This is a genomic window from Actinomyces ihuae (assembly GCF_001457875.1).
Lineage (GTDB): Bacteria > Actinomycetota > Actinomycetes > Actinomycetales > Actinomycetaceae > Pauljensenia > Pauljensenia radingae_A.
Map to the genome: position 1 here is coordinate 1,270,780 of NZ_CZPX01000005.1, position 20,363 is coordinate 1,291,142.

The 20,363-nt window shown below is 59.4% G+C and carries 18 protein-coding genes; 12 read left to right on the forward strand and 6 right to left on the reverse strand.

All coding sequences use genetic code 11. From position 1 onward, the window contains the following. Window positions 1-80: 80 nt before the first annotated feature. Window positions 81-1,619, forward strand: a complete 1,539-nt coding sequence (gene glpK, locus BN3002_RS10200) for a glycerol kinase GlpK (RefSeq protein ID WP_058237737.1) — start codon at window positions 81-83, stop codon at window positions 1,617-1,619. A 56-nt stretch (window positions 1,620-1,675) separates the two neighbouring features. Further along, complete coding sequence (locus BN3002_RS10205) at window positions 1,676-2,896, forward strand: DegT/DnrJ/EryC1/StrS family aminotransferase (protein WP_058237738.1); 1,221 nt, start codon at window positions 1,676-1,678, stop codon at window positions 2,894-2,896. On the opposite strand, the gene BN3002_RS10210 is transcribed toward BN3002_RS10205, so the two are convergent. Continuing rightward, window positions 2,881-3,474 carry a methylated-DNA--[protein]-cysteine S-methyltransferase gene (locus tag BN3002_RS10210; RefSeq protein ID WP_058237739.1) on the reverse strand — a complete coding sequence of 198 codons (594 nt, stop codon included), beginning with the start codon at window positions 3,472-3,474 and terminating at the stop codon, window positions 2,881-2,883. The two genes, BN3002_RS10205 and BN3002_RS10210, sit on opposite strands and share 16 nt — an antisense overlap. Window positions 3,475-3,538: 64 nt before the next feature. Between BN3002_RS10210 and hemH the strand changes: the two genes are divergently transcribed. Next, complete coding sequence (gene hemH / locus BN3002_RS10215; protein ID WP_058237740.1) at window positions 3,539-4,570, forward strand: ferrochelatase; 1,032 nt, start codon at window positions 3,539-3,541, stop codon at window positions 4,568-4,570. Window positions 4,571-4,608: 38 nt separating this feature from the next. Here the strand turns inward: hemH and BN3002_RS10220 are convergent, their stop codons facing one another. Beyond that, on the reverse strand, window positions 4,609-5,877 hold the full coding sequence (locus BN3002_RS10220; RefSeq protein ID WP_082628653.1) for a chloride channel protein: 1,269 nt from the start codon (window positions 5,875-5,877) through the stop codon (window positions 4,609-4,611). Window positions 5,878-5,954: 77 nt separating this feature from the next. Next, a complete protein-coding gene (locus BN3002_RS11040) occupies window positions 5,955-6,572 on the reverse strand; it encodes a DedA family protein (protein WP_074026239.1) in 618 nt (205 codons plus the stop codon). A 373-nt stretch (window positions 6,573-6,945) separates the two neighbouring features. On the opposite strand from BN3002_RS11040, the gene BN3002_RS10225 reads away from it, so the two are divergent. After that, window positions 6,946-7,269: a histone-like nucleoid-structuring protein Lsr2 gene (locus BN3002_RS10225; protein WP_058237741.1), complete on the forward strand. Its 324-nt coding sequence runs from the start codon at window positions 6,946-6,948 to the stop codon at window positions 7,267-7,269. A gap of 133 nt (window positions 7,270-7,402) precedes the next feature. Beyond that, the gene (locus BN3002_RS10230; RefSeq protein ID WP_058237742.1) at window positions 7,403-8,140 is read left to right on the forward strand and encodes a phosphoglyceromutase; all 738 of its coding nucleotides are present in this window, start codon (window positions 7,403-7,405) and stop codon (window positions 8,138-8,140) included. A gap of 150 nt (window positions 8,141-8,290) precedes the next feature. Here BN3002_RS10230 and phoU read toward each other — a convergent pair whose 3' ends face one another. Continuing rightward, window positions 8,291-8,935, reverse strand: a complete 645-nt coding sequence (gene phoU / locus BN3002_RS10235; protein WP_058237743.1) for a phosphate signaling complex protein PhoU — start codon at window positions 8,933-8,935, stop codon at window positions 8,291-8,293. A 180-nt stretch (window positions 8,936-9,115) separates the two neighbouring features. Here phoU and BN3002_RS10240 point away from each other — a divergent pair, with 180 nt between their 5' ends. The 6 genes from BN3002_RS10240 (at window position 9,116) to BN3002_RS10265 (ending at window position 15,781) form a co-directional block, all read left to right on the forward strand. Next, the gene (locus BN3002_RS10240) at window positions 9,116-10,297 is read left to right on the forward strand and encodes a sensor histidine kinase (protein ID WP_058237744.1); all 1,182 of its coding nucleotides are present in this window, start codon (window positions 9,116-9,118) and stop codon (window positions 10,295-10,297) included. A gap of 2 nt (window positions 10,298-10,299) precedes the next feature. Further along, entirely contained in the window at window positions 10,300-11,001 is a 702-nt protein-coding gene (locus BN3002_RS10245; protein WP_058237745.1) for a response regulator transcription factor, read from the forward strand. A 143-nt stretch (window positions 11,002-11,144) separates the two neighbouring features. Beyond that, window positions 11,145-11,693, forward strand: coding sequence for a CarD family transcriptional regulator (locus BN3002_RS10250; RefSeq protein WP_058237746.1), 549 nt, complete (start codon window positions 11,145-11,147; stop codon window positions 11,691-11,693). A gap of 61 nt (window positions 11,694-11,754) precedes the next feature. Further along, window positions 11,755-12,648 carry an IspD/TarI family cytidylyltransferase gene (locus tag BN3002_RS10255; RefSeq protein ID WP_082628654.1) on the forward strand — a complete coding sequence of 298 codons (894 nt, stop codon included), beginning with the start codon at window positions 11,755-11,757 and terminating at the stop codon, window positions 12,646-12,648. 61 nt (window positions 12,649-12,709) lie between these two features. Next, complete coding sequence (locus tag BN3002_RS10260; RefSeq protein WP_082628655.1) at window positions 12,710-14,158, forward strand: MFS transporter; 1,449 nt, start codon at window positions 12,710-12,712, stop codon at window positions 14,156-14,158. A gap of 63 nt (window positions 14,159-14,221) precedes the next feature. After that, entirely contained in the window at window positions 14,222-15,781 is a 1,560-nt protein-coding gene (locus tag BN3002_RS10265) for an RNB domain-containing ribonuclease (RefSeq protein WP_058237747.1), read from the forward strand. A gap of 208 nt (window positions 15,782-15,989) precedes the next feature. Here BN3002_RS10265 and ispF read toward each other — a convergent pair whose 3' ends face one another. Both ispF and BN3002_RS10275 read right to left on the reverse strand, forming a co-directional pair. Further along, entirely contained in the window at window positions 15,990-16,781 is a 792-nt protein-coding gene (ispF, locus tag BN3002_RS10270) for a 2-C-methyl-D-erythritol 2,4-cyclodiphosphate synthase (protein ID WP_082628656.1), read from the reverse strand. 583 nt (window positions 16,782-17,364) lie between these two features. Next, complete coding sequence (locus BN3002_RS10275; protein ID WP_058237748.1) at window positions 17,365-18,438, reverse strand: endonuclease domain-containing protein; 1,074 nt, start codon at window positions 18,436-18,438, stop codon at window positions 17,365-17,367. Between the two features lie 315 nt (window positions 18,439-18,753). Between BN3002_RS10275 and cysS the strand changes: the two genes are divergently transcribed. Further along, window positions 18,754-20,235 carry a cysteine--tRNA ligase gene (gene cysS / locus BN3002_RS10280; RefSeq protein WP_058237749.1) on the forward strand — a complete coding sequence of 494 codons (1,482 nt, stop codon included), beginning with the start codon at window positions 18,754-18,756 and terminating at the stop codon, window positions 20,233-20,235. Window positions 20,236-20,363: the final 128 nt, after the last annotated feature.

Sequence of the window (20,363 nt, forward strand, 5' to 3'; positions counted from 1 at the left end):
AGATGCGCTCTATCATGTATGTGCAGGCAGTGAGGCCTGAGGCTGTCACTGATAGGAAAGGGACGACAGGAAGAGACGCAATGACTGAGAAGACCGCGGAAGAACACTACGTACTTGCCATCGATCAGGGCACGACGTCCTCACGAGCCATTATCTTCAACCACGATGGGCAGATCGTGGCCGTCAGTCAGAAGGAACACGAGCAGATCTTCCCGAAGCCCGGATGGGTTGAACACGATCCACTCGAAATATGGAGCAACATTCGCATCTGCGTCGCGGACGTCCTGCAAAAAGCCGAAATCAACAGGCACGCGATCGCAGCCGTCGGCATCACGAACCAGCGCGAAACCGTTGTCGTGTGGGATAAGAACACCGGCGAACCCGTCTACAACGCGATCGTGTGGCAAGACGCGCGCACATCGCAAATCATTCGTGAGCTTGCAGGTGACGAAGGGAAGTCAAAGTACCGCGACATCTGCGGTCTCGACCTGTCGACCTACTACGCAGGCCCTGAGATCAAATGGATCCTCGACAACGTCGAGGGAGTCCGCGAACGCGCCGAAGCTGGTGACCTCCTGTTCGGCACCACCGACACCTGGACACTGTGGAACCTGACCGGCGGCGTCAACGGAGGTGCTCACAAGACTGACGTCACCAACGCGTCGCGCACCATGCTGATGGATATTCGCACACTCCAGTGGCGAGAAGACGTGTGCGAGGACTTCGGCATCCCTATGTCGATGCTTCCTGAAATCTGCTCCTCTTCTGAAATCTACGGATACGGTCGCAAGAACGGGCTGCTGATTGACACTCCGATCGCTGGAATCCTTGGTGACCAGCAGGCCGCCACCTTTGGGCAAGCGTGCTTCGACAAAGGCATGGCAAAGAACACGTACGGTACGGGCTGTTTCGTCATCATGAACACCGGTGAGGAGCCGGTCTTTTCAGAAAACGGTCTGCTCACCACCGTGTGCTACAAGATCGGTGACAACAAGCCGGTCTACGCCCTGGAAGGCTCGATTGCCGTAACAGGCTCACTGGTTCAATGGATGCGCGACAATCTGGGAATCATCAAGGACTCCAGAGACATTGAAGACCTGGCGAAAACAGTTGATGACAATGGTGGCGTGTACTTCGTACCCGCATTTTCCGGCCTGTTCGCACCGTACTGGAAGGACGATGCACGTGGCGCGATCGTGGGGCTGACGCGATACAACAACAAGGGACACCTGGCCCGTGCAGTTGAAGAAGCCACCGCTTTCCAGTCCCGCGAAGTCTTTGACGCGATGGAAGCGGACTCGGGTGTTGCGTTGAAGGAGCTGCGCGTCGACGGTGGCATGACGAATGACAATTTGCTTATGCAGTTCCAGGCCGATCAGCTGGGTGTGCCGATCGTTCGCCCGAAAGTCCTGGAGACAACAGCGCTAGGCGCCGCATACGCAGCAGGCATTGCCGTGGGCTACTGGGAGGGCGAGCAGGACGTCATCGACAACTGGTCGGAAGGAAAGCGCTGGGAACCAGGCGATGATCGCGACGAGTACGACCGCAACTACCGCCTGTGGAAGAAAGCCGTCACACGCACCTTCAATTGGGTAGATGAGGACGTCGAAAACGCCTGACCGCCATTCGCGCCTCACTTAATTGACGAGGGAGGCCGGCCGGAGCCCCATCTCAGGTGCAAACACGGGGAGAATTCGGTGAGAATCTGCTGACCCCTTCAGTGCTTGACTTCATACGGCGTGACCGTACTGCCCAGCGTCATGCAGGTGCGCCCGCACGCCACGTCATGCACCTGGCCTTTGATGCGATCCGGCAGGCGCGGCGCGCCCGCTACGTCGTGACGCAGGCGTTCACGCGCGTCACGGCAATTAACCCGATTGTGTCCGCGGGTATGCTCCCGCGGTACGCCGATATTTCGCCCGACACGCTCTCGATCGACCCACAGACCTTGACGTTCCCGCCCTCGACGGGGGCGATCGTCCTCCAGCACACCTTCGGTATCGTGGACGATGGCGCATCCAAGGTGATCGTGGATCAGGCGCACGCAGCGGACGCCTTTGTTGTTGAAGACAGCGCACATTGCGTCGGACGCATGGCCACCGATCCGCAGACGCGGCGTCCCCTCGCGGATATTTCGATTCACTCTTTCGGCGCGGAAAAGGTTTTGCCCACGAAATTCGGTGCCGCACTGTGGCTCAATCCCGACACGGTTGATGTGCCTGTGCGCCAGCTCCTCGTCCGTGCACTGACGAACCTGCCTCAGCCTCGAGTTACTCTCGACACGGCAATTCGGACCTATCGCCTGCAAGATCGCGCCTACTCTCACCTGCCATCAGGGCTCTCAGGCAGGTTGCGAAGTGCGGCTCAGGCCGCACACCTTTTCTACCCGCCAGTTGCTGACACGCAATGGCAGGGCGGATCCAACGGAAGACCGTACGCACCCTCACGCTGGGTGCTCGACCACATGAGCGAAGCACTCGCGGGTGTGGATGCCATTGAACGTGAACTGGCCGAGCGAACCGGCCACTACCTGCGTGCATTGTCAGCAATCCACACCGCCGCAACGGTCCCGGCTTCTGTCACCGCATCGATGCCGCTGATCCGCTTCCCTGTGATCCTCCAGCGCGATGGGTCCGGTCAGCCTATCGACCCAGAAGACATGTTCAGTGCGCTGCAGTCACAGGGCTTCTATCCGGGCAGGTGGTATCGGCCTCTCCTCTTCCCCGGTGTGCGCAGCCCGCGTACATACGAACTTGATTCTCACAGTGATGACCTTTCACGCACACGCCAGATCGAGCGTTCGATCATTAACTTGCGGACCCAGGAATCACGCGACCATGCTGAGCGACTGGCCGATGCGGCCGTACGCTGGCTCGCCGCTCATGAAGCGATTTGAGCGTCTTCCAGCTCAAGGAGCCACGCCTTGCGGTCAGTTCCCGCAGCGTATCCCGTCAACGAACCATCTGCCGCCACGACACGGTGACACGGGACGATGAGGGAGATGGGATTGCGCCCGACAGCCTGCCCGACAGCCTGAGGTGCCGGCCGGCCAGCCTGACAGGTCAGTTGACCAGCCTGACGTGCCAGCCCGCTGGCTCGCTGATCAGCAACAGCATCGGCCAGGTCACCGTACGTGGTCGTCTGCCCGTAGGGAATTGCGAGGAGCTCGCGCCACACACTGACCTGGAAATCAGTGCCGACCAGGCGCAGCGCAGGCACCTCGTCGGGAATGTGGCCGGCAAAGTAGGTGTCCAGCCAGCGCGTTGTGCAGGTCAGGTTGTTCTGCGTCTTGATTGACGAGGGTGGCTCCAGCTCACTGATGTCATCGGTGTGCGTCATGCCGGCGATGGTGGAGCCGAAATGCTTCGCCCCCTCACACCACAGTCCGACGAGGTCACCACCTATGAAAGCCAGTGTCCAGGTGCCGATGGGTGAACGGTAGCGTGAGAGAAAAGCCGGGGCTGTGGGGGTCATGGTCGTCAGCCTACTGTGGGGCGCGTGAGTTCGCATTGAACATAGTTTTTCCCGTACAGTACACATCGTGACGAAATCTTTAGCTGTGTCAGAAAACGCTCGAGCCGAACGACCCGCAGTGATCCTGGCCAACCTCGGAACGCCGCAGGCACCCACAGCCCGGGCTGTGCGCCCCTTCTTGCGTGAATTCCTCTCCGACCGGCGCATCATTGAAATGCCTCCAGCAATCTGGCGACCGATCCTCGAAGGCATCATCTTGCGGGTGCGCCCTGCACGGTCTGCAAAACTCTACGAGTCGATCTGGCACACCGAGTCGAACTCCTCACCACTGATGTACTGGTCGCTGCGTCAGCGCGACGAACTGGCTGCGCGCCTCGACCATGTTGCCGACGTGCACCTGGCCATGCGCTACGGCGAACCATCGATCCGCAGCGTGCTTGATCAGCTGCGTGATCAGGGAGTGCAGCGCGTCCTCATCATTCCCGCCTACCCGCAGTACGCCTCCTCATCTACCGCGCCTGTCATCGATGAAGTTGCCCGCGACATGCTGAACGCTCGCAATCAACTGGAGATCCGCACCATTCGCTCCTTCCATGACGCCCCGGTGTATATCGAGGCGCTCGCGGCCGCCCTCGTTAATCACTGGGATGCGCGCGGCCGGCCCGATTTTGAAGGTGGCGACAAACTCGTCCTGTCCTTCCACTCGATACCCGAGGCGATGCACCGCGACGGAGACGTGTACCGCGACGAGTGTGAAACGACGGCTGAACTGCTGCGATCGCGCCTCAACTTGGATCCACAGTGGGTACTCACCCGCTACCAGTCCGTCTTTGGGCCGGCCAAGTGGATTGGGCCCGCCACCATCGACACGATGGGGGAACTTGGCGCAGTGGGCACCACCAGAGTGGACGTGATCTGCCCCGGGTTTGTCGCAGACTGCATCGAAACGCTTGATGAGATCGCACGCCTGAACCGTGATGCCTTCATCGAAGCTGGCGGTTCGCAGTTCCACTACGTGCCATGGGGCAACGATCTGCCCGGATGTATCGACACGTTCGAGGAGGTCGCCCGCACCGGCTTGGCCGGCTGGGTGTAAGCCTCGTCGGCTACCCGTTTGAGTGTGAACCTCGTCGACTATGCGGTCGGGTGTGACGCCTCGCTCAGGCGCGTGAATGCGCAGGTGATGGCCCACGACAATCCGAGTGCAATGAGTGCCGGAACCAGGATAGTTGCCCCTTGATGCGTAAACTCCAGCACAAGGGCGAGTGCGGTGAGCGGCGCACGCATCGATGAGCCCAGGAATGACATCGCTCCGATCAGCGCGCAGGCAGTGATTGAAATGTCGGGGAACATCGTCGACCACGCCAGTCCACCGACGGCGCCGAATCCGGCTCCCAGTGCGATACCCGGTGTCAGCGTGCCACCCCATGCCCCTGATGCGATTGTGCCCAGCGTTGTGATGGCCTTGGCACACGTGATGATCAGGACAGGGACGAGGGCGGCCAGGGAATGCGCGTCGAATCCCGCCTGAGCAGTGGCCTGACCATTACCCATGACCTGCGGAATCCACACGGCGATGAGCCCGACGAGTGTGAAGATTACAGGCAAGGTGACTAGAAGCAGCGGGGTTGTCGGGCGCAGGTCTTCAGCGCGTTTCACCAGGCGACTGAAACCCCAGCCTGCTGTACCTAAGATCGGGCCGGCGATGAGTGCCCACAGCAGCAGTGATGGTGTTGAAGTGGGTGCGGTGACCGTGTAGAACGGTTCGGGCCGGATGGGGCCTTGGGCGACCAGGACAGACAGGCCCGAGATCAGGCATGCACACCACAATGCCCGCGGGGTCAGAGAAACGATCAGAACTTCCAGGGCGAAAATTGCTCCTGAAATGGGAATTGAATACACAGCGGCCAGCCCTGCGCCTGCGCCGCATGCGACGATCAGGCGGCGATCCTGCGCGCTCAGTCCCAACCGGTCACAGCACCATCCTGACAGGGCTGCGGATACTTCACGCGGTGCCACTTCCCGGCCGATGGACGCACCGAGCGCCACAATGACAACCTGTGTGGTCGCGTGCGTGAATGTGGTCAAGAGCGGCATTTTCGCCCCGTTGACACCCTGGGTGACGGTGACGATCCCTCGTCTGGTGTGGTGCAGCAGTGCCCAGGAAATCCCGCCGATCGCACCTGCCAGAGCAAGAAATATGACGCGTCTGGACGAATCGGTTGACAGGACAGCCTCGATGAAGGTTGCGCTCTCACCGTAGGCGAGTCTTTCGATCAGGTGAAGCAGATGCGAAAAGAACCATCCGGTAATGCCGGCAATTGCGGCCGTGAAAATGACGGCCACGATGAGGCGAACGAGCGGAGTGCGGTGAGAGCTTTCACCGTCTGACGGTACGTGCACCTATCTACCGTACGTTGGCTGCGCTTCGGTGCGCCAGCAGGGACGCGGTGAGGCGGGCGGGGCACAGGCGCGTACTGTCAGGACTGATTAGTAACCTTCGCGTGGCGGGAATGGAGGTATTGAGCAATCCGGGTCAGAATTGCTGCGCACAAAGCTCCTAAGACAATTCCGCATGCCATCGATATCAGTGGTGAAGTCGAAATACGTGCACCGATTGTTCCGCTCAGGCCGTAGATGCAAGACCAGATAAGGCAGGCGGGTGCATCGAGTAACGCAATATGGCGGAAAGGTATGCGCATTTTCCCCGCGCTGAAAAAAATCGCAATTCGCACAATGGGGACGAATCGACCCGTCGACAGGAGAATTCTCCATTGGCGCTCTGTTACTGCACTTAACCTCATATTGAGTTTCGGTAGACGACGGGACTTTTCAGGAAAGAGTCGACCGATCGTCGCCATTGTAAGGTCGCCTACAAGTGCCGCGCAGGCACAGCACACAATGAGGAATGTCAGGAACACAGGTTCACGGTATGCCGGAGTTGCCGACAGGGCGCTGATAACCGAACCAGAGGGAAGGACGGGGAAGAACCCGTCACCCCAGCATGCCAGGACGCACAGAACGAGGGAAAGCGGCTGATCGGAAAATGAAACGATGGCGGCTTCGATGCCGCTGATAAAGGACCAAAAGGAGCTCATTGCGACAGGCCTGAAAAGCTCAGGGAATGCGACAACGTCGAACAGTCTGGCGCAGGCCGGTGCTTCAATGAATTCACATGGTGATCATCGCACGGAATGGAAGTTAAACGCCATAGGGGAATCCCCTGAACAGTCCCTGAACCTGGTAGCAGGTTCTGCCCGATTTTGGTGTTCACCATGAACTTGTCAGCGATCTGAGAAAGTGCCTAATGTGAGGAAGCGGCTGATACGAGAAAACGGCTGATACGAGAGAACGGTTGATGTGAGAAAACGGTTCACGCCACATTGCCAGATGAATTCAAATAAATGAAAACCGATTGAAGTGCTACTCTTTTTATTGTCGGAATTGGATTCTGCAGAAGGAATACTTTCAATGAAAAAGACAAAGGTTTTCTTGGTCGACGACATCGATGGCTCTGAAGCTGAACGGACGATTAGTTTTGCCTTCAACGGCATTTCCTACCAAATCGATCTGAATGCTGAACACGCGAACAAGATCGAAGACGATTTCGCGCAGTGGATTCGCCATGCGCGCCGGACCGGTGGCCGGGCTGTCACTCGCCGCAGCGGTGCAACCGCCGGTGCGTCCGATTCAGCGAAGATTCGCCAGTGGGCGCAGGATGAGGGTCTTGAGGTGTCACAGCGCGGACGTATCCCCGCCAGCATTGTCGAGCAGTACCGTCAGGCGCATCAGTAAGAGCTGCCGATGAGGTGAAGGACAACCGCTCAGGCGGCGACCGGCCGTTGTTGAGTGGCTCGTATTGCCGACGCTGTGAAGTGATGTCGAAGGGTCCCGTGACAGCGGGCACGATCTTTGTGAGAATAGGACTATGACATACAAACTGGTATTGCTCCGCCATGGCGAGAGCGAATGGAATGCAAAGAACCTTTTCACCGGCTGGGTTGACGTACCCCTGTCAGAAAAGGGTCGCTCAGAGGCAACGCACGGAGGAGAGCTTCTCAAGGAAGCCGGCATCCTGCCTGACCTGCTGTTCACCTCGATGCTGCGTCGCGCCATCCAGACCGCCAACCTGGCCCTGGATGCCGCGGACCGTCACTGGATTCCCGTGGAGCGTTCATGGCGCCTTAACGAGCGTCACTATGGCGCTCTGCAAGGCAAGAACAAGAAGGAAATCCGCGACGAGTTCGGCGAGGAACAGTTCATGCAGTGGCGCCGTTCCTACGATGTGCCGCCGCCGGAGATCGAAAAGGGCTCGGAATTCTCGCAGGACGCCGACCCGCGCTATGCAGGCGAGCCGATTCCGTTGACCGAATGCCTCAAGGACGTGCTGGCCCGTTTGCTGCCGTACTGGAATGACACCATCGTTCCCGCGATTCGCTCCGGCAAGACCGTGATGGTTGCAGCCCACGGCAACTCACTGCGCGCCATCGTCAAGCACCTCGATGATATCTCCGACGACGACATCGCCGGCCTGAATATCCCGACCGGCATTCCGCTGGTCTACGAGCTTGACGAGGAAACCCTCAAACCCGTCAAGAAGGGCGGCACATACCTTGATCCCGATGCTGAGGCCAAGATCGCGGCCGTAGCAAACCAGGGCAAGTAAGTTTCATTCACGAGGGTTCCCACCCTCAAGGCTGGTGCCCCACCTCCCAAGGAGGTGGGGCACCAGCCTTTATGCGCATGTTGAAGGCGTCAGCGGGGTAATACGGTGTGTGAGCTCCGCGTTCGCCGGATATAGATTCGGCAGTTCCGCTTAGGCGGTTTGTGCGCCTTCCACGATGTACATCACCTGGTCTGCAACGGAAACAGCGTGATCACCGAAGCGCTCCAGGAAGCGGGCCGCGAGCGTCACGTCGATCACCTGAGCGCGAGTCAGATCATTGTCGTCATCGGTTGCCATGCGGCGAGCCTCGATCTGCAGGTCATCGAGAATGTCGTCATCGCGATGCATACGACGGGCCAGGTTCAGATCCTGGGTCTGGACAACCTTCTCCATCGAGTGTGCCATCTGCACGGCCGCGTCCGTCATCTTGGTGATGAGCGGTCGAGCCTGTGGGCAAATCCCCGGCTCCTGGTGGGGGTTGCGTGCGATCAAAGCCAGGTGGGCCGCAAGGTCGCCCTGACGCTCCATCGTCTGAGTCAGTCTCAGGCCCGCAACAATCAGGCGAAGATCGGATGCAACGGGGCCCTGTAGCAGCAGAAGGCTCACACAGGTTTCGTCGATGTGACGGGACAGTTGGTCGAGGCGGTCATCAGCGTCGCCTGTCTGCTCCGCCTTGATCATGTCACCTTCGCGCAGGGCCTGCGTTGCGCGTTCAATCGCGACGGTGACACCGGAGCTCATCCTCTCCAAATCGAGTCCAAGCTGCGTCAGTTCCTGTCGATATACAGTGCGCACAATGTCTCCTTCACGAAAAATCCACTGTAACTGTTTAAGTCCACCAAAGATAAGTGCCAAGTGTGTGCATATCGGGTTAATTTTTGGTTAACTCCTGCTTGCTTTTCGGGTATTGTTGCAGGAAATCTGCAGATGGCCCGTCACGAGTGGTGACGAAGAGGCAAACAGATCGATACAGTTATGTCTGTGTTGGACGCTATCACTCTCATCGTTGTCGCGCTGCTGGGTGTCCTCGTCGGCGCTGTCGGCGTAGGAGCCTTCCGGCTGTCTCAGCGTCAACAGGACGTCGAAAATGGAGTGGATCCGCAGTACACCCAGCCGCCTGTCGATCTGCTCGCCATGACTTCCGCTCTGCCCGGCATCGTGATCGTCGTTGACGCGGACAACAAGATTGTCCGCGCTGATGCCAAAGCGTATGCCAAAGGCCTGGCGCGTCACCAGGAACTGACGCACCCTGCCCTCATTGAAGTTGCCGCACGCGTGCGGGCCGAGGGAGTCCCGCTGACCACTGAGATGACGCTGCCACGCTCCGACCTTCCTGAAGCAGCGGAACTGTTCTTCCGAGTACGGGTGGCCCCGCTGCCCGGTGACCTCCTCTTGATCGTGGCAGAGGATCTGACGATCCAACGACGCAACGAGGCTGCGCGCCGCGATTTTACTGCGAACGTGTCGCACGAGCTGAAAACACCTGTCGGAGCTGTGCGACTTCTGGCCGAAACGATCGCTGAAAACTCTGACGATTCTGAAGCAGTTGCCTACTTCGCGAGCCGACTGTCGAAAGAATCGGAACGACTGTCCACACTGGTGCAGGACATTATCGACCTGTCGCGCCTGCAATCACCTGATGCTCTGGATTCGCCCGACCTCGTCAGCGTCAAGCAAGTGATCAGCGAAGCGCTCCATCAGGAAGAATTCCCCGCCGAGCAGGCACGCATCGAGTTACGCGGACCGGATCCTGCGCTCGAGGCCTACGTGTGGGGAGATAAGGACATGCTGGTGATGGCGGTCCGAAACCTCGTCGATAACGCTGTGCGGTACTCGCATCCGGATTCATGGGTGCGTGTCGACGCGGTACGCAACCAGGAACGAATCTGCATTCGCGTCATCGACACCGGTATCGGCATCTCATCTGAGCATCAGCAACGCATCTTTGAACGCTTCTTTAGAGTCGACACGGCACGCTCACGTGAAACAGGGGGGACAGGACTGGGATTGTCAATCGTCAAACATGTTGCCAGTGATCACGGCGGAACAGTGACCGTTGCATCCCTCCCGGGTCGCGGATCAACGTTCACGCTAGTGTTACCTGAAGCAGAGATCGGTGAAAATGGAGACGAGCGTAAAGACAAGGACGCAAGATAATCATGACGGCAATTTTGATAATCGAAGATGAAGCCTCCTACCGTGAGCCACTCGCCTACAACCTGCGTCGGGACGGCTTTGATGTGGGCGAAGCATCCGACGGAAATGCTGGACTCGAAAAAGCGATCGATCCGAAATGGGATCTGATCTTGCTTGACCTGATGTTGCCGGGAATGTCGGGCACCGAAGTGTGCAGGAAACTCAGAAAAGTATCCAACGTTCCTGTCATCATGGTGACCGCGAAAGACGAAGTGGTCGAACGCATCGTCGGCCTGGAGATGGGTGCCGACGACTACATCACGAAGCCGTATTCCTACCGTGAATTGCTGGCCCGCATCCGTGCAGTATTGCGGCGCCAGGCTGGAACACTGGAGGATGAAGAAGAAGTCCTCGAAGTGGGAACAATCCGCCTGTGGGTAGACCGGCACGAAGTCACGGTGGACGACACATCCGTGTCGATGCCGCTGCGTGAATTTGAACTGCTGGAATTCCTCGCCCGCAACCCCGATCGAGTCCTGACGCGCTCGCAGCTGATGGATCGTGTGTGGGGAGTCGGAACGATCGGTGATTCAAAGACCCTGGACGTGCATGTCAAACGTCTGCGCGCTCGGATCGAGCCGGATCCATCCCACCCCGTCCGCCTGGTGACCGTTCGCGGACTGGGCTACAAACTGGTGTCGAATCCGCGCGACGAAAGCAAGTAAAAACGGCGCGCAGGTGTGTGCCGGCATCCCCGTGCGAAGGGGCGTGGAGCGAGCGAAGCGCTAGCATAACACCCCCACTGACTGTGTGTGCACGATTACTGGTAGAATGGCGGTATTGTTTAATACCAGCAGGAGTTTCTTTTATGACGTTCACCATCGGTCAAACGGTCGTCTACCCCCATCACGGAGCAGCCACGATCGAGGAGATCGCCACCCGAAAGATACGCGGTGAGGAAAAAACTTACTTAACACTGCGCGTCACGCAAGGTGACCTCAAGATTCAAGTGCCAGCTGACAACGTCGACCTCGTTGGCGTTCGAGATGTCGTCGATGAAGACGGGCTGGAAGAAGTCGTCTCCGTTTTGCGAGCACCCTATGTCGAAGAGCCGACGAACTGGTCACGACGCTTCAAGGCCAATCAGGAAAAAATCGCAACCGGCGACATCGTCAAAGTCTCCGAAGTTGTTCGTGATCTGACTCGCCGCGACGCCAGCAAGAAGCTTTCCACGGGCGAAAAGCGCATGCTGACGAAAGCCCGCCAGATCCTGACTTCTGAGCTTGCTCTGGCCCGCGACATCGACAAGTCAGCAGCATCGGATCGCCTCGACTCGATCCTGGCTGAATCGGCCGAAACGGATGACAGTGCCGACGACGCCGGCACCGACACTCGCGAATCAGGCGACGACAAGTAGTGCCGTCAGCACCGCGCCCCTCCCGGCAGTGGCGCGGCGCCTGAATTGCGACCATCCTGACATGAGCCAGCTGCGATCCCAGTCAACGACGCCATTGCAGGCGCCTGGATCCCACCACGCTGGCATCGTGTCAGCTGAACCTGCGCTCACTGAATCTGTGTCAACTGAATCTGCTCGAGCAGAACCTGCACCTGTCAAGAGGCGCCTGTCTGTCCTGGCCGCAGCTGGCTCGGGCACCCGACTGGGACGGCACATGCCCAAAGCCCTCGTCGAAGTTGGCGGTGTACCGATGGTACTGCGCGCCCTTCGCGGCCTTGACGCTGCGGGAATCACGCACATTGCGGTCACCGCTCCGACAGACGCCCTCGTCGATTTTGAACAACTCATCGGGAGTGCGCTGCCCGACCTATCTGCCACCGTGCGAGTCGTCGCGGGAGGAGCGTCGCGTCAGGCGTCTGTGGCCGCAGGTTTGCGATCCCTTGAACAGTTCCGTCCTGACGCGCGCACACCTGTCCTGATCCACGACGCGGCGCGCTGCCTGACACCGCCGGCGCTCATCGGCCGCGTAGCCCGAGCCATTGAAAACGGTGCCAATGCCGTCATCCCAACCTTGCCAGTAACTGACACGATCAAACCGCTTGCCACCGGCACGCACATCGACGAGGGAGACGATGCGCTATCGCCCCTCGACCCGAGTATTGACCGCTCACGCCTGCGCGCTGTTCAAACTCCGCAAGGCTTCACGTGGGACGTCATATGCCGTGCTCACGAGTACGGAGCCAGCAGAGCAGCCGACGAATCGAGCGCCGCCACCGATGATGCAGGGCTGGTGGAAGCACTGGGACTGACGGTGATGTCGATTGCGGGCGACACGATGGCATTCAAAGTGACCACCGAGTTGGACATTGCCCTGGCGCAAGCCTGTCTAGATCACGGGTACGCGCCCGATGCGTGATACCTTGCAATCGCAGGTATCTGTCTGCGGCGCGCGCCGCACCCTTGCATAAGGAGATCCCATGTCACAACACGAGCAGTCCTTCGAGCATGCTCCCACTCCTTCTTCCACTTCGTCACACTCGACAGGTTCCACGCCTCCGTCAGGGTCACGCCACCACTGGGTTCTGTGGAACAAGAAAGTGGTCTCATGGGCTTTGTGGGACTGGGGCTCAGCCGCATTCAACGCCGTGGCAACAACGTTCGTCTTCTCTGTCTACCTGACAACTGACGGGGTGTTCGCCCCCAAAGTTGTTGCCAACGAGAACCTGTCACTGGGACTGACCCTTGCCGGCATCGTGATCGCTCTGCTAGCTCCCATCACGGGGCAGCGTGCTGATCGGCGCGGTAAAGGGGGAGTGTGGCTCGGCTGGTTCACCGCCATGGTGGTGCTGTGCATGCTCGCCATGTTCTTCGTGGCACCTAATTCCTCGCTCGGCCCAACCGGCGCGCTGTGGCTGGGAATCGGTCTGCTCGGCTTGGGTAACGTGTTCTTCGAGTTCGCCTCCGTCAACTACAACGCGATGCTCAACCACCTGGCTGATAAGTCAGCGATGGGACGAATCTCCGGATTCGGCTGGGGCCTCGGATACGTGGGCGGCATCGTGTTGCTGCTGATCCTCTTCGTCGGTTTCATCAACCCTGAAGTCGGCTGGTTCGGCGTGACAGGTGAAAACGGGCTGAATATTCGCGTCGCAATGGTGGTCTCAGCCATCTGGTTCGCCGTCTTCTCTCTGCCGGTCGTCCTTAACCCGCCCAAACCGAAGAATGTGTCCACCAGCGATACCCATGAGTCTCTGATCGATTCCTACAAGCTGCTGTGGTCAACAGTGAAGTCTCTGGCGCGCACATCACGCCACACCTTGATGTTCCTGATCGCGTCGGCTGTTTTCCGCGATGGCCTGGCTGGGGTGTTCACATTTGGCGCAATCCTGGCAGGGTCCGTGTTCGGCTTTTCCGCCTCCGAAGTCATCCTCTTTGCCATTGCCGCCAACGTTGTCGCCGGCCTGGCAACCATTGGCTTCGGTGCGCTTGACGACTGGATCGGCCCCAAGCGCGTCATCATCCTGTCCCTGGTGTGCATGGTGACCTCCGGGTTGCTGGTGTTCTTCTTCCACTCATTCGGCAAGCCGATCTTCTGGGTCCTGGGCCTGATCCTGTGCGTCTTTGTCGGCCCGGCACAGTCGGCCTCGCGCTCCTTCCTGGCGCGCATGATCCCGGCAGGTCGCGAAGGCGAAGTATTCGGCCTGTACGCCACGACCGGCCGAGCCGTCTCCTTCCTCTCACCTGCCCTGTACTACCTGGCCATCAAACTGGGGCGCGCCGTCACACCACCGGACGTGGACGCCACTCACTGGGGCATTCTCGGCATCGTCGTGGTACTGCTGGCTGGCCTTCTGCTGCTCATTCCGATTCGCCAGGAATCCGCGCATCTGAACATTTATCAGGACAGCACGCCGTCACAAGGGTGATACTGGAGGCACGTTCCTGGAAGCCGCGCGGTGAAGGCGCCCTCGTCAACGAAGGGAAAATACATGTCCGCTCCACGTCTGCGCATGTACAGCGCGCCGCCCTCGCAAGTCGTGCTCGCCTTGAACCACCTGCGCGACAAGACCGGGATCCCCACCGAGTTTTCCGACGAGGCGCAGCACGAAGCTGACCTTGCGGCCTCCCATTGGCATTCCAGCGGCGTTGAGCGCTTCATTGCCGAGGGTGCCCGCGACGCGCGTGACATCCCGTTCGTCACCATCGACCCGCATGGCTCCCGTGATCTGGATCAGGCTGTGGCGTGCGTGCGACTGGACGGCGACGATGACGGCGAGCGCAGCGCCTCGCGGGCAGGGCGAGCCACCTTTCGCGTTTACTATGCGATCGCCTCACTGGCAACATTCGTGTGGCCTGACGGGGCGTTGGACCATGCTGTGCGTGAGCGTGGATCAACCGTATACGCGCCCGATGAGGTCACGCCATTGCATCCGGATGTGTTGTGCCATGATGCTGCCTCACTTATTCCGGATGCCGATCGCCCCTCGTGCCTGTGGACCATTGACCTGGACGATGACGGCAACGTGGTGGAAGCGAACGTGGAGCGGGCCGTGATCCGTTCGAGGGCACAACTGGACTACGACGGTGTTCAGCGCGCAGTCGACGGCAAGGGCGACCTGCCTGATGTGGTTCCAGCTGACTTTATTGACAACTTGGCTCACGTCGGTCAGGCTCGTGAGCAGCGTGAAATCGAACGCGGCGGTATCTCGATGAACGCGCCTGAGCAGGAAATTGAGGAGCGCGACGACGGCCAGTTCGAGTTGACGTACCGCGCGACGCTGCCCGTTGAAGAATGGAATGCTCAGATCTCGCTTCTGACCGGCATGTGTGCGGCTGACATGATGCGCCGGGCAGGGATCGGTATTTTGCGTGTCATGCCGCCTGCAACCGACCGTGACATTACCCGCCTGCGGCGCGTGGCCGAGGCACTGGATCTGGAATGGCCCGCTGAGCAGACCTATCCCGACTTTGTGCGATCGCTCGATTCGGCCGAGCCGGCTCACGCGGCGTTTATGAGCCAGGCGCGCACACTGTTCCGCGGCGCGGGGTACACGGCGTTTGACCGGGGGGCACCCACCGGTGATGAAGCGATCCACGGAGCGATCGCTGCGCCGTATGCGCATGTGACTGCACCGCTTCGCCGGTTGGTGGATCGCTACGGTGAGGAAGTGTGCCTGTCGATCTGCGCCGGTGTTGACGTGCCGACGTGGGTACGTGACGGTTTGCCTGAGTTGCCCACCATCATGGCTCAGACGACTCAGAAAGTGCGCACCGTTGAAAACGGAGCGGTTGCCGCGCTGGAGGCGATGGTGCTGGCTGGTCATGAAGGCGAGCTGTTTGACGCGGTGGTCACCAGTGTGAACAAGGAGCGGGCAGAGATCATCGTGTCGGATCCGGCTGTGATTTCACGCGTCGATATTCAGGGAATCGAGGATGCTCCTTCCTTGGCCGGCAAGCGCGTGCAGGTCAGGCTCGAGAAGGTCGACCCTGCCGCTCCGTCGGTGGAGTTCGCCCTCGCCATCGATGGGTCTGAGGCCGATCGGCGCTGACGGTGCCGCTAGGGTGTGCCCTCGCTGACGGTGCGGCTGAGGTGTGCCGGATATGAGCATGCCACAGATCGGTTTGAGGCCGATCGTCGCTGACGGTGCCGCTAGGGTGTGCCCTCGCTGACGGTGCCCATAGAAATGCCCTCGTTGCCGAATGACAGTCAGCTGTGGTTGTGCCGGTGCGCGCGGCGCCCGCGGCCACCCTCGTCAATCACGAATCGAATCTGTGAGCCGCTGACATTGCGTAGATCAGTGCGCTTGCCTGCGCTGCCAGCCCTTCGCCGCGTCCAGTGAACCCGAGCCCGTCGGTCGTGGTGGCCGATACGGATACAGGGGCGCCGACGATATCTGACAATGTGCGTTCGGCTTCCTTCAGGCGCGATGCCATCCGAGGACGGTTACCGATCACCTGCAGGCTCACATTCGCAACCGCAAAACCGGCCTGCGTGACCATCCGCAGGACCTCTGTGAGGAATGCGCGCCCTGATGCGCCCTTCCACTCGGGGCGGTCCGTGCCGAAGTTGGATCCCATGTCGCCCAGGTGTGCGGCTGACAACAGTGCATCGCAGATGGCATGCGCCGCCACGTCTCCATCAGAGTGCCCTGCCAGCACTGGCTCACCTGGCCATTCCATGCACGCCAGCATCAAGACGTCGGTATGCGGCTGCTCGTTGCCACTTCCGTGAATGTGCTGGGTGTCGGTTCCGCGCGCTTGCTGAGCGTCACTGGTCTGTCCTCGCTGGCTATCATTTCTGCGCACCTGCGAGCTTTCTGCAGCCTGTCCCGGCTGGCTGCCGCCAGGGTGCGGATTCTCAGCGAACGCGTGAACGTCAATGGCGTGGCCGATGCGGAATGGGCACGCCTGCGGCGCCTGCGCGTTGCCTGCTGCGGCGTTACTTGCTGCGGCGTTGCTTGCTGCCGTGTTGCTTGCTGCGGCGTTGCTTGCTGCCGTGTTGCTTGCTGCGGCGTTGCGAGAATAATTGGTCCGGTGCGCGGTGCTCATAAGGTCAGCTTAGTATCCACCCTCGCCTGCGGGATGAGTTGCAGCTGTCACGAGGTATGGGCGGTGCCCGTCGTTTGCCCTTCCGCCCTGGCGCCAGCGCATACTCTGGATTTAACTTCGCCGCGTGCACATACTCGTGAAATTGGGCCTTCCGCGTGCACATACCCCTAGATTTAAACCCTTCGCGTGCACATACCCCTAGATTTAAACCCTCCGCGTGCACATACCCCTAAAAAGTCTTGTAAAAATGCACAATCCCCTAGATTTAACGCGTGAGGCTCGAGGCCGCCGGAAGCTACTGACGGCTGACCTGTGGAAATAGGTTTTGTCCTTTTGGGGTGCCGACTTTAGCTAGGGGTATGTGCAGTTTTCGCGTTAAATCTAGGGGAATGTGCATCAAGACCGTGAAGATTTAGGGGAATGTGCAACGCAGGCACGAAGATCTAGGGTGTTGTGTTGCATCGGCGGCTGATTTGTCGCATGAGCGCACGAGAAAAGGGGTCGCGGAGACGCAGGGAGAAGAGCAAAGCGCGACACGACGCGCGAAAAAGCGGAGGTATGCCCGCTGCTGAGGAGAGCTGCACTATCCGGGCGGTGCTGAGGAAAACTGGCGATCGGCGGAACTGCTGAAGAGAACTTTGCGTGCGTACGCCCGCTCCATGTGGAGGCGAATTTCAGCCACGATGCGTTCAGGCGAGCGCAGATCCTTCCACACAAAACGCAAAACGGTGAAACCTGCGGCCTCAAGCTTTTTCTGGCGGTATTGCTGAGCTTCCAAGCTGGCGAAAATGTCGTCGGCATCAGTTCCGTGTTTCGAACGCCCATCAAACTCGATGGCGATACGAAGGTCTGGAATTCCAAAATCTGTGAAGAACGTGTAGCCGTCATGCAGCACTTTCATCTGCGTGCAGACCTCCGTGATGCCACCTTCGCGCATGATCCATAACAGGTGTCGTTCTGCAACGGATTCACACGCGGCGTCTGCACCCTCGATGATGTGCGAAAGGTGTTTCTTGTTACGAGTCCGTTCAGGCAATTTGCGTGCGAGTAAAAGTAGATCTTTGCGGACTGCATCCTCTCGTTTCCGAGACATGTCGTATTCCCGCCGGTCGAAGCGAGACAGGATGCGCAGAACTCCACACATGACGACGTAGCCATTCGCCGTATCGTCTAGAACTCCAGTTGAAATAGCGGCGTCTTTCAGTGAACAGCAACGAATCCCATGAGGAAATGTGACCGGTTCGCTTAACAGCTGCCGGTTATGTCTACGCACGGTTATCGCTGGGATAACGTCGTTTTCAGACAGCTGGACCGGGGGCAGAAAACTTGTCGATGTGGTCGAATTCAGGGGCGCTGGATGCAAGAGATCGATTGTTATCAGCGAGGAGAGAGTGCTGATGCCGTGGACGACGCATGCGGCGTGGCCAATTACAATGCATTTGCTGTGTCGGTAGCGCGTGAGAATCCATGCTCGCGCCCGATTAATGAAATTGATAACTGCCCACTTGTCGGGTAGCTCCTCCAGTATGTATCGAGCAACGTAGAAACCTTTTCCTAAGGCGATGAGATTCATCGAGGTGGCTTTTTCTTGTGAGATGCGTCTGTCGCGAGATGATCGGATCAGGATCTTGTCAAAGTCGAATGCAACAGCAGGCATCGGTGCTCCTCTGGTTTGGACTGTGTACCCAAGTGAGATGTGGTTGCAATGGTCGGATTTACGGTGCTCAGGATAGAAGTAGCTCGCGCGCAAGAATAGGTCGAGGCGACAGTCTGTGGATGGCGGGCTGCGCAGGGCGGGGCGTGGATGAAGTCAGATAGGGCCAGAGACTGACGGGCGCGGGCAGCCCCATTGCGCGTGGGTTGCAGCGCGTCGGCGGAAGAGGGGCCGGTGGCGCATATGGCAACCCTCGGGCGGGCGCGGATCGCAGGACGAAGATGAGGAATGCGCGCGCGGCGCATTACGATAAGAGGCATGACGCTGTATCTGCACGATTCGAAGAAGGCCGCACTGGCTCCGCTGGAGCCTGTCCACCCCGGACACGTCGGGATTTACCTGTGCGGTGCCACCGTGCAGGGCTCCCCGCACATCGGGCACCTGCGCAGCGCGGTCGCCTTCGACACGCTGATCCGCTGGCTGCGCCGCAACGGCACGCAGGTGACCTACATTCGCAACATCACCGACATTGATGACAAGATCCTCGCCAAATCAGCTGAAGCAGGAGTGCAGTGGTGGGCGTGGGCGTCTCGATTCGAGCGCGAATTTGCCGATGCGTATGCGACCCTCGGCGTGCTGCCACCCACCTTTGAGCCGCGCGCCACTGCCCACATCCCTGACCAGATCGCGCTGGTGGAGCGCCTGATTGAACGTGGACATGCGTACGTGGACGGCCAGGGCAATGTGTATTTCGACGTTCATTCGCAAGAAGATTACGGCTCGCTGACCCGTCAGAAACTGGACGATATGCGTTCTACGGAAGATGACGCGCAGATCGACCAGGATGTCGAAGCAGGCAAACGCGATCCGCGCGACTTCGCCTTGTGGAAGGCTGCCAAACCCAGCGAACCAGCCACCGCCTCGTGGGATTCTCCGTGGGGACGAGGGCGGCCGGGTTGGCACCTGGAATGTTCGGCTATGTCGAAGCGTTACCTGGGCGAAGAATTCGACATCCACGGGGGCGGCATTGACCTGCGATTCCCGCACCACGAAAACGAGCAGGCACAGTCACACGGAGCCGGATGGGGATTTGCCCGCATGTGGGTTCATAATGCCTGGGTCACCATTAAGGGTGAGAAGATGGCGAAATCCGTGGGCAACGTTCTGTCCGTGGATGCGCTGACGCAGCAGGCACCCGCTCTGGCTGTGCGCTGGGCATTGTCAACAGTGCATTACCGTTCAGCCTTGGAGTGGGGACCCGACACGCTGCCGGCGGCTCAAGCGGCATCTGAAAAGTTCATTACCTTTGCTCTCAAGAGTGCGGAAGCTGCAGGCGAAGCAACCGTCGAAGAACTGCAGCTGGGGGAGAAAGATCTGCCTGAAGGGTTCGTCAATGCTTTGAACGATGACCTGAACGTCGCCGGCGCCCTCGCCGTGATTTACGAACACCTCAAAGTCGGTAACCAGGCCCTGGCCAGCGGCGACACAGAGGCGATTCGCCGCGAACACGTCCTCGTGCGATCCATGCTGGATCTGCTGGGCGTGGATCCCCTGTCCGATCAGTGGAAGGCCACCACTCGCGGGGAAACTGGAGCAACGACAGGCACGAACGGCAGCGGATCAAACGGCGCAATGGACGCCCTCGACAATCTTGTGACCGGTATTTTGAACGAGCGTGCGCAAGCCCGAGCAGATAAAGACTGGACGCGAGCCGACCAGCTGCGAGACACGCTGACCGAAGCCGGCATCACGGTGGAGGACGGCAAAGACGGTGCGACCTGGCACCTGGCAGCCGACTAAACCTTCTCGCCGCGCACACCAGCTCTCGCCAGCACAGCTTGGTCGGCACAGCTAAGACGGCAAGACTAGATGGCACGCGGAGCGTCGTGCTGCGGGTTCACACAGCGACGCCGGCGCCTAGCGGCACA

What these genes read in the sequence shown, in the direction of transcription:
- BN3002_RS10255 (WP_082628654.1), top strand. Translation starts at nt 11,755, where the DNA reads ATGAGCCAGCTGCGATCCCAGTCAACGACGCCATTGCAGGCGCCTGGA.
- BN3002_RS10230 (WP_058237742.1), top strand. Translation starts at nt 7,403, where the DNA reads ATGACATACAAACTGGTATTGCTCCGCCATGGCGAGAGCGAATGGAAT.
- BN3002_RS10275 (WP_058237748.1), bottom strand. Translation starts at nt 18,438, where the DNA reads ATGCCTGCTGTTGCATTCGACTTTGACAAGATCCTGATCCGATCATCT.
- BN3002_RS10225 (WP_058237741.1), top strand. Translation starts at nt 6,946, where the DNA reads ATGAAAAAGACAAAGGTTTTCTTGGTCGACGACATCGATGGCTCTGAA.
- BN3002_RS10240 (WP_058237744.1), top strand. Translation starts at nt 9,116, where the DNA reads ATGTCTGTGTTGGACGCTATCACTCTCATCGTTGTCGCGCTGCTGGGT.
- BN3002_RS10245 (WP_058237745.1), top strand. Translation starts at nt 10,300, where the DNA reads ATGACGGCAATTTTGATAATCGAAGATGAAGCCTCCTACCGTGAGCCA.
- ispF (WP_082628656.1), bottom strand. Translation starts at nt 16,781, where the DNA reads ATGAGCACCGCGCACCGGACCAATTATTCTCGCAACGCCGCAGCAAGC.
- BN3002_RS10260 (WP_082628655.1), top strand. Translation starts at nt 12,710, where the DNA reads ATGTCACAACACGAGCAGTCCTTCGAGCATGCTCCCACTCCTTCTTCC.
- BN3002_RS10250 (WP_058237746.1), top strand. Translation starts at nt 11,145, where the DNA reads ATGACGTTCACCATCGGTCAAACGGTCGTCTACCCCCATCACGGAGCA.
- BN3002_RS10265 (WP_058237747.1), top strand. Translation starts at nt 14,222, where the DNA reads ATGTCCGCTCCACGTCTGCGCATGTACAGCGCGCCGCCCTCGCAAGTC.
- glpK (WP_058237737.1), top strand. Translation starts at nt 81, where the DNA reads ATGACTGAGAAGACCGCGGAAGAACACTACGTACTTGCCATCGATCAG.
- BN3002_RS11040 (WP_074026239.1), bottom strand. Translation starts at nt 6,572, where the DNA reads ATGAGCTCCTTTTGGTCCTTTATCAGCGGCATCGAAGCCGCCATCGTT.
- BN3002_RS10210 (WP_058237739.1), bottom strand. Translation starts at nt 3,474, where the DNA reads ATGACCCCCACAGCCCCGGCTTTTCTCTCACGCTACCGTTCACCCATC.
- cysS (WP_058237749.1), top strand. Translation starts at nt 18,754, where the DNA reads ATGACGCTGTATCTGCACGATTCGAAGAAGGCCGCACTGGCTCCGCTG.